This window comes from Capnocytophaga sp. H2931 (assembly GCF_002302535.1).
Classification (GTDB): Bacteria; Bacteroidota; Bacteroidia; order Flavobacteriales; family Flavobacteriaceae; genus Capnocytophaga; species Capnocytophaga canis.
On sequence record NZ_CP022381.1, the window covers coordinates 1,930,942 to 1,944,845 of the forward strand.

The window sequence follows — 13,904 nt, forward strand, 5'->3', positions numbered from 1 at the left end:
AGCTAAGTGAAATTAATTACATAAAAAAAACTTTATGAGACACATAATTCCATTATTTCTCCTACTTCTTCTATCTTGCCAAGAAAAAAATAAGAAAATCACGGTTATTACACAAGAAAAAAAAGATACGAAAGAACATGTATGTAACCTACAAGAAAATATTAATTTGGTAGGTAACATTAAGGATTTTAGCTTTTATGACAATTCTTCTTTTTTTGTACTTGCCGATAATAATATCATAGAGTACACTGTAACAGGGGAACAGCTAAATGTTTTCAATAGAATGGGACAAGGACCTGGAGAGTATGTAACCCCTACGTTAATAAATATTTACAATGAGTCTATTTATATTTGGTGTTCAAGTACTCTTAAACTAATTGAATATGACAGAAAAGGAAGATTTATTAGAGAAAATCTTAATTATAGAAAAGCTATAAAAAACTTTAAACTTTTAGATGAAAATAGTGTGTGTTTTTATAAAAGTGACGGACAGAAAGATGCAATAATTGAAATTTATTCACTAAAAGAAGATAAAATTATAAAATCTATTCAAGGAGAGTTGACTGATGAGGATTTACTCCTTTTATCAGTAGCTTCTAAACCTAACATGATTGTAGAGGGAGGAAATCTTTATTTTACCAAACCAAGTGAATTATCTCTTTATCACGTAGATTTAAAAACATTTTCTCTAAGTAAGGATGCTTTTTTTGAAGACGATGAATTTATTGTAAAAAAAGTTCAAGATGCACATTCTATGTTTAATACAGACCCACAAGGTGTTTTAACCTACATGGCTGAGAATAGTATTGTGGACAATCTCTTAAAAGTGGGTGATAACTTTTATATCAAATCTGAAATAGGTAAATATGTTATCGATTTTCAAAAGAGGAAAATGGAAACCGATCAACGATTTGATAAATACTATTTGTGTGATTTTAGACATCCAAATGTTGAAAACATAAAGGCTATTAAAGAAAGTAAAAAGAGAGGTACGCATAGGTATGCTCTGTTTGGAAGTGATACATATCTTTTAGAAGTAGATAATTCAAACGAAGATGAACAAGAACGAATAAAAGTTTATAAATTAAATTTTTAAGCGTAATTGTCTCAGTGGTTGTAGCTTTAGTTACGAGCTACGGAATAAGCAGAAGTGTGAATAATAGTAACGCAGCGCTTAGTGATTTGACATTGGCTAACTTGGAAGCATTAGCTGATGGGGAGTCGGGAGGTACCAAAACAATTCCTTGTCAAATAGGAGAGGGGACGTGTACTTATCCCGAAAAATTATATAATGGGACATCAATAACGATAACGGTTTCAGGTTTGATTAAATGTCCTATTTGCCTATAAGATTTATTAACTAATCAAATTAACTGTCTGAAAAAATAAATTTTAATTTTGAATATCTGATTTTCAAGTCTTAAAAAATCATCAAAATTTGGTTTTCGGACAGTTTTTTTACAATCTTAATAATAACGAACAAAATATGCTGAAGAATGTATTAATAATTCTTATCTTGTTGATAGGTGTTGTTTCTTGTGAAGAAAAGAAACAAAAGAAAATAAATGAAAAAATTAAAGGAGAAAGAATCAAAGGAGACTTTATTGGAGATCGTTTGTTTTTTACAGAGGACTCCCTTTTTTTATTTTCAAAATTAGAAAAAACAGATGTTCGATTGATAGAAAATTTTCGTTTTTCTAATAATGCGCTAAAAGAAAGAAAAACTCTCATTTTCAAAGGAGAAGGAGAAAATGACCTGTATGCACCGTTCTTAACGTCAAATAGTGGAGATACCCTGTGTTTGTACGACTTTACCAAAAATAAAGGAATAAAAACGAATAAAAAAGATATATTTAATAAAGAAAAGTGGCAGAAATATACGATGAGCTTAGGTGAAGATATTGTAAAACCTTCTATGTACAAAAATTCTTGTATTTTGTTAAATTCGAATGAAATGTTGCTCATAGGAGGACATGCGGAAAATGAAAATATACTATCTATTTATAATGTTGAAAATCAAAAGTATACATCTCTGGATTTTTGGATAGAGGACGATATACCTGCAGAAATTATTACAAAGCAGCTTGTGTATTCATCCAATAGCACAATATACAAGCATCCTTTGGAAAATATTTTTATTTATGCATGTGGATTTGGACGATATGTAGAAATATTTACCATAAATAACAATAAAATAAGTAAAAGAAATTGTTTTTTGTCTGAAAAACCATTGTATTATCCCGTTGGATTGGACTTTAAAATAGAGAAAACAGAAATTGACAAGCCTAATGGGGTAAAATTTGTTGTTCCAACCCATAAATACATCTATGTTATGTTTAATAGTGCGATGTTTAACAAAAATTGGGAGTATATTAATTACAAAGGCTATTCCTTTTCTCATAATGATATTTTCCAAGTATTTGATTGGGAAGGAAATCATATTAAAGACATTGAATTGGAATTGCCTTGTTATAATTTGAGCTGGGATGCCAAAAATAGTATTTTGTACACCCTAACCGAAGGAGAAGATTCGGATATTTTGATGAAATACAGCTTAGAATAACAAATATAATTCCTTTAATAAACTAAATATGACATGAGTAGAGTTTGTATGTGTTTTTTGTGTTGTTTTCTTGTATTTTTAGCTTGTTCTGATGTTAAGCAAGAAAAAGTTAATCTTTCAGAGGTAAGGGTTCAAAAAGGGATTAGCCATAAAATCGATTTTGATAATGAACCTCTATACCCCAAAGGATGTTTGCTGATTGATTCTTTGCTTGTTGTGTATGACTCTGATTTAGAGGAGAATTTCATCAAAATGTATGATATAAACTCAAATAAACTCGTTAAAGAAACAGGCAGAATAGGATGAGGACCTTGTGATTTTTCTGAAGTTCGTTTTTTAGTAGAATATAGATTATCAACTCCTTATAGAACTTTTGCTTTAGGGGATACTAATAATTTGTACGCAGTAAATGTAGATAGTTTATTAGGAGGGTGTAAAAAATGTGAAAACAGAATCGTTGAAAAAATCCCAAGGCAACTACTTGGTTATAACTATATTCTAAAGAACAACGATAGTCTTATTATTGCCAATCTAACGGGTGAAAATCAATTGGTTTTTTACGACAAGAAAACGGGAAGCGTAAGAGGAGAGAATTATTATGTGCCAAATCCGAAAATAAATCTTAGTAAATTCAATCTGACGAATAATGTGTACGGAGCTTGTTTTGCCTCCAAATCAGATACAATAGCGATTGCATATAATAATCTCAAACAAATAGATTTTGTTACCTCCAAAGGGTAAATTGTTAAACATGTAATTTTCCCAAATTATGATGAAAATATAGAGAAAATCAAGGTTATAGATGATTTAAATATGAAAATTGAAAACGGAAAATTGTATTATACATACGTTTATCCTACCAACGAATTTCTTTATGCCTTATGCTGGGATGGTAATGAGAAAGAAGTTGGACAAGGAAAGGTTTTTCCGAGTGTTCATGTCTTTGCTTGGGACGGCACACTAAAAGAAATTATAGAACTTGACGTTCCTGTGTCGTATTTTTGTGTTAATGAGAATAAGAGTTTACTGTTTGCGATAGCTTTGAATCCTGACGAATTTGAATTGGAGTTACTAAAAATTGAGCTAAAATAGAATTTAATTCCCGTTATGACTAAAATATTTACTTTGTTTATTGTTATATTACTTTTTTCCTGCCAAGAAAATCCAAAAAATAAAATAGAAGAAGAATTACTAAAATGGCGAGGAAAAGAAATCATATTTCCTGATAGTATGATTTTTACAAAATTTACGGGAGATACTGTACCTTGTAAATATCAAGATTACAAACACAAGATGTTAATTTATGTAGATTCTACAGGTTGTACTCCTTGCAAGTTAAAGTTAGGAGCGTGGGAGTTATTAATCAAAGAATTAAACGCCTTACCTAATGGTAGCAATTTGAGTTATATATTTTATTTCGCAGATAAAAAGCGTAACGAAATAGATATAATACTCCGTAACGAGGGTTTCGACCTTCCTGTGGTAGTTGATGAAGAAAACAAATTAGATAAACTAAACAATTTTTCTGACAATGAAAATTTTCATTACTTCTTGCTAGATGAGAAAAATCGGGTCAAGATTGTAGGCAACCCTATTTATAACACCAAAGTCAAAGAACTCTATTTTTCTGAAATTCAAAAGGAATGAGATTTAAGGTGTGTTTATAACATCTTAAAAAACTGGAATACAAATCTTTAAATATGCATAATGCTTTGTTTTGTTTCCGTTTGTTCATTGTGGATTTTGCGGACTTTGTTTTAGTCCGAGGTTACTTAGGAAAGTGCTACTCGCTTGTAATCCGTAACTTATGTCGGACAGCGTGTAGCATTTATTCAGTTGTCAGGGGCTACATTCAAAGTTATATTCTTTTGTTTTTTATTGTGCAGATAAAATACAATTTTTTAAATAGAATTAAACAAATGAAATACTTAATCACATTTTCATCTCTCTTTTTCTTATTTTCCTGCTCTTCCAGAAACGAAAAATTAGAATTTGCCCTGCAACAAGCAGAAAATAACCGACTCGAACTTGAAAAAGTACTCAATCATTACAAAAACGACAGTTTAAAATATAAATCTGCTGTGTTTTTGATTGAAAATATGCCTTACTATTCGTATCAAGTCAGTTCTGAAATAGATAGCACCAAGGCTTTATTGACAGACATCTTTGAAAAATGGGATTTTTCAGATAAAGAACGTCAAAAAGGTATTCTTTTTCAACGAACTTCATCGCCTACCATAAAACAAGACATCAAAGAAATCAAAGCAAATTTACTCATCGAAAACATTGATTATGCCTTTAAAGTTTGGAAAGAAAGATCTTGGAACAGGCATCTTTCTTTTGAAGATTTTTGTGAACTTATTCTTCCTTACCGCATTGCAGAAGAACCCTTAACAAATTGGCGTAAAAAGTATTACGAAAAATATACTCCTATTTTAGATTCTCTTTATCAAGGAGCCGATGTTGTTGAAGCTTGTAATATTCTGTCTGATTATTTAAAAACAGAAAAATTTTATTATTTCCCAGATTTTGGAACTCCTCGACAAGGTGCTGAATTTCAGTTTAAAAATAGAATTGGTACTTGTCGAGACGCTTGTGATATAGCTACTTACGTAATGCGTGCAGTGGGGATTCCAGTGACAACTGATATGTATCCGTATTCTCCTGAATATCAAATAGATCATGAATGGAATGTAGTACGTGATACTACAGGAAAATACTTGCCTTTTTGGTACGAGCAATTTAATGCTGTTCGCGATGAAAATTTTACCGACAAACGTAAAAAAGGAAAAGTTTTTCGGATGACTTATGGACTGCAATCTCCAGTAAAAGAAATAAAAAAACTTCCTTTGTCCTTGCAGAAGCCTTTTATGAAAGATGTTACCAGTGAATATTTTGGAAAAAATGAAGTTTCTATTCCTTTCAAAGGAAATATTGAAAATACTTTTATTGGAGTTTTTACTGCTAGAAATGGCTGGTTTGTTGTCGGACAAGGAAAAATAGAAAAAGAAGCTATTCATTTTGAAAGCATAGAGCCTTTCGTGATTTATCAGCCATTAACTTATAAAAATAATATGTTGATTCCTATCACATACCCTTTTATGTATAAAAAGGATAAAGTTCATATTTTTACTCCCGAAAATGAAAAACAAGAAATAGCCCTAACAAGAAAATATTCTATGCGAAAGGCAAACTTATTGCAGTTTATTGATCATATGAATGGCGTAAAAATAAAAGGTTCAAATCCTCAAAACTCAACAAGAGAAAATACCCTTTGTGAGGTACACATTCCTGATATAAAACAAGTGGAAACAATTAATATCAATTCAGTTGCGGGATATCAACGTATTCGGTATCAAGCACCTGCAAACAAACGTCTGCAATTGGCCGAAATTCATTTTTTTGATGATAAAGATAATAAAATAAAATTTGATACAATTTATTGTGATGGTAAGCCTACAAGGAGCATAGACCTTTATAAACCTGAAAATTGCTATGACAACAATCCAGTATCTTTTTTTGAAACAGCCTCTTGGGGAAATAGTATTTTTTTTGAATCAAGAAAAAAACAAGTGATAAAAACTATACAAATTATCCCTCGCAATGATGATAATTTCATTAAGGAGGGTGATATTTATGAACTTTTCTATAACAGCGGAGAAAAAGGATGGATTTCACTTGGAGAGCAAAAGGCAACCAAAGAGCCTGTATTATATTATAAAGCTCCTAAAAATGCTGTGTTGTGGTTAAAGAATAAAACGAGGGGAAAAGAAGAACAAATTTTTACATACGAAAATGGAAGGCAAGTTTTTCCAACTTTTGAAGAATATGGGAAATAATTATTAGTTGTATCTTTTTTGGCTGTGCTGTAAAAAGTATGATGATATAAGAAAATAGACAGTCAGAGAAACATTCATCTGGTTGCCAACCAAGATAGATAGAATATTGCTATTAGAGATATATACATTTCTTTTCTCTTATTAAACCACCATAAATACAAATATATCCCAAGATAAACAATAATAAACAGGCTAATTAATGTTCTACTATAAAAAATGTCACTAAGATATAAAAATGTCAATGTAAATATTGAAAGAAATATTGCAGAAAATAGGATACGTTTTAAAACCATAACTTTTATATATTGAATTGCCTTGACTTTTTGAAAACAAAGTAGTAAGTATTTTGATAATTTTCTAATTTTACTATACTGATTATCACTGTTATGAGTGAAAATAATAATATTTTTTTCAAAAAAAGATAGAATATTTTGCCCGAAATTACCAAAAATAATGAAGCTTCACAACTTTTTTAGGAAAATTAAGCAAAATAATAGCTGTATGATATAAAAAGGTTTTTAGTAGAGAAGAGTAGGAGAAAGGGTAGTGTTAAGACTCCTCCTCTCCCTCATCAGTGCGATAGTGTTCTTCTTCTCCTTTGAGTATCTGTAGATAATTTTTGTAGCGAGACCATGAGATTAGGTCTTTTTCCAGAGCAGTTTTCACAGCACATTTAGGTTCATCAATATGTAAACAGTTATTGAATTTGCATTCCGATTTTAATCTGAAAAACTCAGGAAAATAATCTGTAAGTTCTTCTTTTTCAATGTCAACCATTCCAAATCCCTTGATGCCAGGAGTGTCAATGATTCTTCCTCCAAAATCCAAATCGTACATTTGAGCAAATGTGGTAGTATGTTGTCCTTGCTGAAATTGCACCGAAAGAGATGCCGTTTTCAAATTTAGTTCGGGTGCAATGGCATTGATGAGTGTACTTTTTCCTACCCCTGAATGCCCTGAAATCACACAGGTATTATTTTGCATTAACTCCTTGAGTTTGTCGATGTTTTTATGAGTAATTGCCGAAATTCCAAGGCATTCATAGCCTATTTGTCGGTAAGTGGCTGCTAAATATTTTACTTCGTCAAGTTCTTCTGGGGTGTAAGTGTCTATCTTATTGAATAGCAATATTGTACGTATGCTATATGCTTCTGCTGTAACCAAAAATCGGTCAATAAAAGCGGTGAGAGTAGGAGGATTATTTAGGGTTACCACCAAAAAAGCAATGTCAATATTGGATGCGATGATATGTGTTTGTTTAGACAGGTTTACAGATTTACGGATGATGTAGTTTTTTCGTTCATGGATGTCGAAAATAACGCCGTTACCCGATTTTTCAAGTTCAAAACTAACGCTATCGCCAACCGCGATGGGATTTGTGTTTTTGATATCTTTAATACGGAATCTTCCTTTGATACGACATTGGTAAAATACACCGTCCTCTGCTTTCACTGAATACCAACTACCTGTTGATTTATAAACAACTCCATTCATTTTTAATCTACTTACTGTATTTTTTGCTGACAAAAATAAGGATTATATTTTAGTTTTACATATATTCTTGATAACTTACTTTTTCTACAAATCCTACAGTTTTCAAATTTTGTGAACTACTGTTGTTTTGTTTGCTGTATTATATTATGACCAAATATATAAAATAAAAAAAGCCGTCTCACGACAGCTTTCATTATGATAAATAGAGAAAATAATTATTTTTTCTTTAAAAAATCGTCAACCAACTCAGGAGCCATAACGCTTTCAACGAAAGTGTAAGCACCTGTCTTAGGAGATTTTACCATTTTAATGGCTTTAGTTAATTTTTTTGATTTTCCCTGTAATGTTGCTACTGTTTTCTTTGCCATAACCCCTTATTATTTAATTTCTTTATGAACAGTTACCCTTTTCAAGATAGGATTGAATTTTTTAAGTTCTAATCTATCAGGTGTGTTTTTCTTATTCTTTGTTGTAATGTAACGAGACGTACCTGGCATACCTGACTCTTTATGCTCTGTACATTCCATAATTACCTGTATTCTATTACCTTTTTTAGCCATTGTACTGTATGTTTTATATGTTAAAACGACACACTATTAAATGTATCCGTTACGTTCTACTTCTCTTAAAACTGCTGAAATCCCTTTTTTGTTGATGGTTTTGATAGCAGATGTTGACACTTTCAATGTAATCCAACGATCCTCTTCAGGAATGTAAAAACGTTTTGTTCTTAAATTTACGTTGAATTTACGTTTTGTTTTGTTCATTGCGTGAGATACATTATTCCCCACCAATGCTTTTTTTCCTGTTAGTTCACAAACTCTTGCCATTTTTCTCTATTATTATTGTATTGTCCTTACTATTAAAATCAGGGTGCAAATTAACGGACTTTTTTTTAATCTGCCAAATTATTTTCAATATTTTTTGTACTTGAATAGGGTGATTTCTTCATTCCCTGAAGCCACCAAAGTGTTTTCATCAACGAATAACAGACTGTGATATCCTTTTTCTGATATTTTTTTCCAAGTTTTCCCGCTATCGACTGACGACCAAATTCCGTTGCTGGATGAAGTAGCTACAAGTCCCTTACCTTCACTGTTTGGGATATATCGCACACAACTTATGTACCCAGGAGAGGAAGTTTCGTCAATTACTTGCCACGTTTTTCCGCCATCCGTGGTAATAGCTCCACTTTTTGCTTTTAATGTTGGATTTTTATAATCTCCTCCCATTACAATTCCATTATTTTTGTCGTAAAAGCTTACCGAAAAGGCTCCCTGTGAGGGGGTTCCCTGTACAATCGGCAGGTTTGTTGATTTCCAAGTGACTCCCTTGTCTTCCGATGAAAATATACGACTCTTTGAACCTCCGGTAATTACCCAAATCAGGTTCTCCACATTGGCGATATTGGAATTACTTGCGGCAAATAAAGCCTCACCTACTGCTAATTTTGGAGCTTGATCACATGATTTTTTTTGCCATGTTTTTCCTCCATCGTGGGTTGTGAGTACAGACATGCAATCATCAGTGGGGTCACCAACCGCAATTCCAAACTGATTGTCAAGGAATAACATACTGTCGTAGAAAGCTTTCTCATGAGTTTCTTCATACATTTTTTTGAAGCCATCCGATTGTGTGCTGAAAAGCATTGCAGGGCTGCCTACCGAAAGCATATAAAAATCATTTGTCGTAGCTGCTACCGAACGATACTCTACATCTAAAAAATCCGTTTTTTCCATCGTGAGGTTTTGGGTGTTTATGAAACCCAACACACCCTCTGAACCTGCAAACCCAATATTTTTATCCAAGAGAACCATAGCTCGGACACTTTTCCCCTCCAAAGAAAACGTGTGTCTTTCTTTGATTTCAATTCCTTGTAAGTCATTGTTTTGATTTTGACAACTTATCAAAATCATACAACATATAGCATGTAAAAATTTCTTCATTTGTAAGGTTTAATATTCCGTGATTATAATGCTCTACTTGTTCTTTAGCGTAATGTTTTTATTATCTCAGCTCCGCCTTTACTGAGTATTTCTTCAGCGCATTGTTTTCCAAATTCGTGGAAATCAGTTTCTGATATGGCTTTTGAAACGCTGATTTTTTGTTTGCCGTCCAATGAAAACAACGCTCCTTGAAACATGATTTTGTTTCCTTCAAAATGAGCAAAAGCTCCTATGGGAGCGGTACATCCGCCTTCTAAAACGCGTAAAAATTGTCGTTCGATGTGGGTGCAAATATCGGTTTCTCGATCATTTAATTTGGCAACTGCTTCGCATGAAAAAGAATCGTCTTCGTTGACAACTACCACCATAGCTCCTTGTGCAGGGGCGGGAATCATCCAATCCAAAACGACGTGATTTTCAGGTTTTTTGTCAATACGTTCCAATCCTGCAGAAGCAAAAATAGCTCCGTTCCAATTGTTGTCATTCAATTTTTGTAATCGAGTGTTTACATTTCCACGTAGGTTTACTACTTCATGTGTAGGGAAGCGATGTAACCACTGTGCCTTACGGCGTAAACTGCCCGTGGCAATTGTAGCTTCGGGATTTTCTAAAAACAATGTATTTTCTTTAAAAACCAGAATATCATGTACATTAGCACGTTTCAATACTGCTTTTTGTACAATTCCTTTGGGGAGTGCGGTCGGCACATCTTTCATGCTATGTACTGCAATGTCGACCTGCTTTTTTAACATGGCTATATCTAAGGTTTTCGTAAAAATACCTGTGATTCCCATTTCATACAGAGGTTTGTCTAATATTAAATCTCCCTCTGATTTTACAGCAACAATCTCAGTTTCATAGTTTAAGGTGTTTAGTTTGTTTTCTACTAAACGTGCTTGCCACAGAGCAAGTTCGCTGTCTCGACTCCCTATCCGTATTTTTTTGCTCATTACAATGGTTCTAATTTTGCTGACAAAAATAATAAAACTTTTGGGATAATCATCACATTTTGATAGAGTGCCTCTTTACATGAAAATAAGGTTTGTCTGCTTGAAAACTTTGTGCTCAAAAAAAGAAGACTTAAGCGTCAAAAGTAATATTATGAATAAATATTTAAATCGTTGATAGTCAATTATTGGCGTTTTTATTAAAAATATAAATTCGAAAAAAAAATAAACATCGATGTAAAATTCAATAAATATGTGTATTTTTGTGCCTTTCACAACTATGGTTAAATATTCATATAAAAATGAGAACAATACAATTCAGAGAAGCTATTTGTGAGGCGATGAGCGAGGAAATGCGTCGCGATGAATCAATTTACTTAATGGGGGAAGAGGTTGCCGAATATAATGGAGCTTATAAAGCATCAAAAGGAATGTTAGATGAGTTTGGCCCCAAGCGTGTTATTGATACTCCAATTGCGGAGGCTGGTTTTGCTGGGATTTCCGTGGGAGCGGCCATGAATGGAAATAGACCCATAGTGGAGTTTATGACTTTTAACTTCTCGTTGGTGGCTATAGACCAAATTATCAATAACGCTGCTAAAATGCGCCAGATGTCGGGCGGTCAATTCAATATCCCGATTGTTTTTCGTGGGCCAACGGCTTCTGCAGGACAATTAGGAGCAACGCACTCACAGGCGTTTGAAAATTGGTTTGCAAACACTCCAGGACTGAAAGTAGTTGTGCCTTCAACGCCCTATGATGCCAAAGGTTTGTTGAAAGCTGCTATCCGTGATAACGACCCAGTGATTTTTATGGAGTCAGAGCAAATGTACGGAGATAAAGGTGAAGTTCCTGAAGGTGAGTATGTATTGCCATTAGGTGTTGCTGATGTAAAACGAGAAGGGAAAGATGTAACTATCGTTTCTTTCGGGAAAATTATTAAAGAGGCGTTTGTTGCAGCCGATATTTTGGCAAAAGAAGGCATTGAATGTGAAATTATTGATTTGCGTACCGTACGTCCAATGGATAAAGAGGCTATCTTTAATTCTGTGAAAAAAACCAATCGCTTGGTGATTTTGGAAGAAGCTTGGCCTTTCGCGAGTGTGGCTTCAGAAATTACTTACCAAGTGCAAGAAAATGTGTTTGATTTCTTAGACGCTCCTATTCAGCGAATCACAACGGCTGATGCTCCCGCCCCTTATTCACCTGCTTTGTTGAAAGAATGGTTGCCGAATGCAAACGATGTGGTGAAGGCAGTACATAAAGTAATGTATAAATAAAACTTTTTCTCATAATAAATTAAATTTTAAGTTACTTAAAAATCTTTGTAAGAGTTCCTTACAAAGATTTTTTTTGGTTGTATTACTATGAAGATTATCAAGTTAGCTTCCGTAGATTCGACAAATGTTTTCTTGAAAAAAATGGTCAATTCGGGAGAGGGATTGTCTAATTTTTTGACTGTTTGGACTCCGAATCAAACGCAGGGAGTCGGGCAGTATGGAGCCAAATGGATGGCTGAACCCTACAAGAATTTGACTTTTAGCGTGTTATACATACATGAAAATTTCGATTTGGAACGATATTTTGTTTTGAACATGCTTACATCAATTGCCATTGTAACTACACTAAAATCTTTAGGTGTTCCGAATTTACACATCAAATGGCCGAATGATATTTTATCGAATAAATACAAAATTGGAGGCGTACTTATTGAAAACATCATACGTGGTGGTAAAATAGAAAAAAGTATCATAGGTATTGGATTGAATGTGAACCAAACTAATTTTGAAGGACTTCCGAAAGCTAGTTCATTGAAAAATGAAACAGGTAAAAGTTTTGATATAGAGGAAATTATAAATAAAATTGTAGTTAATTTACAGCAAACGTTTTCTCAGATAGACTTCTCTTTTCAGGAGTTGTACCCAGCGTACAGAAGCCATTTGTTTCGATTAAACGAAGTTTCGGCATTTCGTCCGCAACAGGGAAGTGATTTTTCGGGTATCGTCCGTAGGGTATTGCCATCTGGAGAGTTGGTAGTTGAAACCGAAGAGGGTGAAAAACATTTTTCACTCAAAGAGGTACAGTTGTTATATTAGTCCGTTTTTTCATCTGCTTCATAATTTAGATTTATACAACGTGTTGCTTAAGAAAAATGCCTAAAGTTACGAAATATATTTTTCTCCCTTTTAGGCATTTATTTCACTGAGATAACTTGTCTTTTTCCTTTTCCTTTTTAGTTTCACTATCTCCTTTTCCCTGATTGTTTCTTCGTTTTATAGTACTGTTGGTTGTGTCAATCACTTGTTCCACAGCGTTGGCAAGGGAACTATATTGCGTAGGGTTAGCGATTTTCATTGCGATAAGATACGGAATGAGTTTCCCATTGATGGCTTCGAGCAGCGGTTTTTTCAGTGATGAGGCAGAAGGAGTGTTTTTCTGCTCGGAAATACTTTTTTCATACTCGGCACGAAGCTCTGTAAAGGCAGTTTGTTCATTGCGAAGTTGCGAAATGATTTCTTTTATCCCCTGAAGCGACGCAATTGCCGACTCCAACTCGGGGGCAGACAAATCCTTTAACAACGATTCAATAAGCGATGATTCGACAGCGTACGCCTCTTTCGTGATTTTCACCCCATATTTGGAGAAGACAGCGAACAATTTCTCGCCGTTTTCTTTCAACTGAGGGATAGGCAACGCACAATAACCGAGCAATGCCGCATTGAGTGACCGCACCAAATTATCCCTACGCAAGTCGGCTTCTTCCTGTTTGGAGAGCGACACATCGCGTTTGATAGCTTCGGTAATTTCGTGGGAAAGCGTTTCGATTTCGGCAAAAGTGGATTTCAAAAAAGCCTCTTCCTGCAAGGCAGTTTCTTTGCGATACAACACCAAAAGTAAGTCAGAAACATCATCGATTTCGGTAGTGCGAACGTGTGAATGTAATTTGTTCATAGTGTAAGTGTTTTAGAATTAAAAATTTAATTTCCACAAAGGTAACAAATAAATTTACTTATTAATTTATTTCAAGAAGATTTTTTACATTTGATTTTTTGCTTTTGCAAATAGTACTTAGTACAAATGCCCAAATATTCAGAACGCTTGTTTTCTCGCTTTG

The 13,904-nt window shown here is 33.6% G+C and carries 17 protein-coding genes; 10 read left to right on the forward strand and 7 right to left on the reverse strand.

The features are described 5' to 3' along the window. Window positions 1-34: 34 nt before the first annotated feature. From CGC52_RS08205 to CGC52_RS08240, 8 genes are all read left to right on the forward strand, one after another. The gene (locus CGC52_RS08205) at window positions 35-1,096 is read left to right on the forward strand and encodes a 6-bladed beta-propeller (RefSeq protein WP_095894063.1); all 1,062 of its coding nucleotides are present in this window, start codon (window positions 35-37) and stop codon (window positions 1,094-1,096) included. A 14-nt stretch (window positions 1,097-1,110) separates the two neighbouring features. Next, the gene (locus CGC52_RS08210) at window positions 1,111-1,350 is read left to right on the forward strand and encodes an NVEALA domain-containing protein (RefSeq protein ID WP_157909127.1); all 240 of its coding nucleotides are present in this window, start codon (window positions 1,111-1,113) and stop codon (window positions 1,348-1,350) included. Window positions 1,351-1,486: 136 nt separating this feature from the next. Continuing rightward, window positions 1,487-2,563: a hypothetical protein gene (locus CGC52_RS08215; protein ID WP_157909128.1), complete on the forward strand. Its 1,077-nt coding sequence runs from the start codon at window positions 1,487-1,489 to the stop codon at window positions 2,561-2,563. A gap of 33 nt (window positions 2,564-2,596) precedes the next feature. After that, entirely contained in the window at window positions 2,597-2,869 is a 273-nt protein-coding gene (locus tag CGC52_RS08220) for a hypothetical protein (protein WP_157909129.1), read from the forward strand. Between the two features lie 90 nt (window positions 2,870-2,959). Next, window positions 2,960-3,304 carry a hypothetical protein gene (locus CGC52_RS08225; RefSeq protein ID WP_095894067.1) on the forward strand — a complete coding sequence of 115 codons (345 nt, stop codon included), beginning with the start codon at window positions 2,960-2,962 and terminating at the stop codon, window positions 3,302-3,304. 72 nt (window positions 3,305-3,376) lie between these two features. Continuing rightward, the gene (locus CGC52_RS08230; protein ID WP_095894068.1) at window positions 3,377-3,655 is read left to right on the forward strand and encodes a hypothetical protein; all 279 of its coding nucleotides are present in this window, start codon (window positions 3,377-3,379) and stop codon (window positions 3,653-3,655) included. 15 nt (window positions 3,656-3,670) lie between these two features. Further along, on the forward strand, window positions 3,671-4,210 hold the full coding sequence (locus CGC52_RS08235; protein WP_095894069.1) for a hypothetical protein: 540 nt from the start codon (window positions 3,671-3,673) through the stop codon (window positions 4,208-4,210). A 272-nt stretch (window positions 4,211-4,482) separates the two neighbouring features. Next, on the forward strand, window positions 4,483-6,402 hold the full coding sequence (locus CGC52_RS08240; RefSeq protein WP_095894070.1) for a hypothetical protein: 1,920 nt from the start codon (window positions 4,483-4,485) through the stop codon (window positions 6,400-6,402). Window positions 6,403-6,951: 549 nt separating this feature from the next. Here CGC52_RS08240 and rsgA read toward each other — a convergent pair. The 6 genes from rsgA to hemC form a co-directional block, all read right to left on the reverse strand. Then, on the reverse strand, window positions 6,952-7,896 hold the full coding sequence (gene rsgA, locus CGC52_RS08245; RefSeq protein WP_095894071.1) for a ribosome small subunit-dependent GTPase A: 945 nt from the start codon (window positions 7,894-7,896) through the stop codon (window positions 6,952-6,954). 215 nt (window positions 7,897-8,111) lie between these two features. Further along, window positions 8,112-8,264: a DUF4295 domain-containing protein gene (locus tag CGC52_RS08250; protein WP_064504531.1), complete on the reverse strand. Its 153-nt coding sequence runs from the start codon at window positions 8,262-8,264 to the stop codon at window positions 8,112-8,114. A 9-nt stretch (window positions 8,265-8,273) separates the two neighbouring features. Next, window positions 8,274-8,456: a 50S ribosomal protein L33 gene (gene rpmG / locus CGC52_RS08255; protein ID WP_042007879.1), complete on the reverse strand. Its 183-nt coding sequence runs from the start codon at window positions 8,454-8,456 to the stop codon at window positions 8,274-8,276. 36 nt (window positions 8,457-8,492) lie between these two features. Continuing rightward, a complete protein-coding gene (gene rpmB, locus CGC52_RS08260; protein WP_042007881.1) occupies window positions 8,493-8,726 on the reverse strand; it encodes a 50S ribosomal protein L28 in 234 nt (77 codons plus the stop codon). Between the two features lie 84 nt (window positions 8,727-8,810). Then, window positions 8,811-9,842 carry a hypothetical protein gene (locus CGC52_RS08265; RefSeq protein ID WP_095894072.1) on the reverse strand — a complete coding sequence of 344 codons (1,032 nt, stop codon included), beginning with the start codon at window positions 9,840-9,842 and terminating at the stop codon, window positions 8,811-8,813. Window positions 9,843-9,886: 44 nt separating this feature from the next. Beyond that, window positions 9,887-10,792: a hydroxymethylbilane synthase gene (gene hemC / locus CGC52_RS08270; protein ID WP_095894073.1), complete on the reverse strand. Its 906-nt coding sequence runs from the start codon at window positions 10,790-10,792 to the stop codon at window positions 9,887-9,889. 299 nt (window positions 10,793-11,091) lie between these two features. On the opposite strand from hemC, the gene CGC52_RS08275 reads away from it, so the two are divergent. Further along, window positions 11,092-12,069 carry a pyruvate dehydrogenase complex E1 component subunit beta gene (locus CGC52_RS08275; protein ID WP_042007884.1) on the forward strand — a complete coding sequence of 326 codons (978 nt, stop codon included), beginning with the start codon at window positions 11,092-11,094 and terminating at the stop codon, window positions 12,067-12,069. A gap of 87 nt (window positions 12,070-12,156) precedes the next feature. Continuing rightward, window positions 12,157-12,885: a biotin--[acetyl-CoA-carboxylase] ligase gene (locus CGC52_RS08280; RefSeq protein ID WP_042347530.1), complete on the forward strand. Its 729-nt coding sequence runs from the start codon at window positions 12,157-12,159 to the stop codon at window positions 12,883-12,885. Between the two features lie 103 nt (window positions 12,886-12,988). Here CGC52_RS08280 and CGC52_RS08285 read toward each other — a convergent pair whose 3' ends face one another. Continuing rightward, window positions 12,989-13,741, reverse strand: coding sequence for a DUF6261 family protein (locus CGC52_RS08285; protein ID WP_095894074.1), 753 nt, complete (start codon window positions 13,739-13,741; stop codon window positions 12,989-12,991). Window positions 13,742-13,904: the final 163 nt, after the last annotated feature.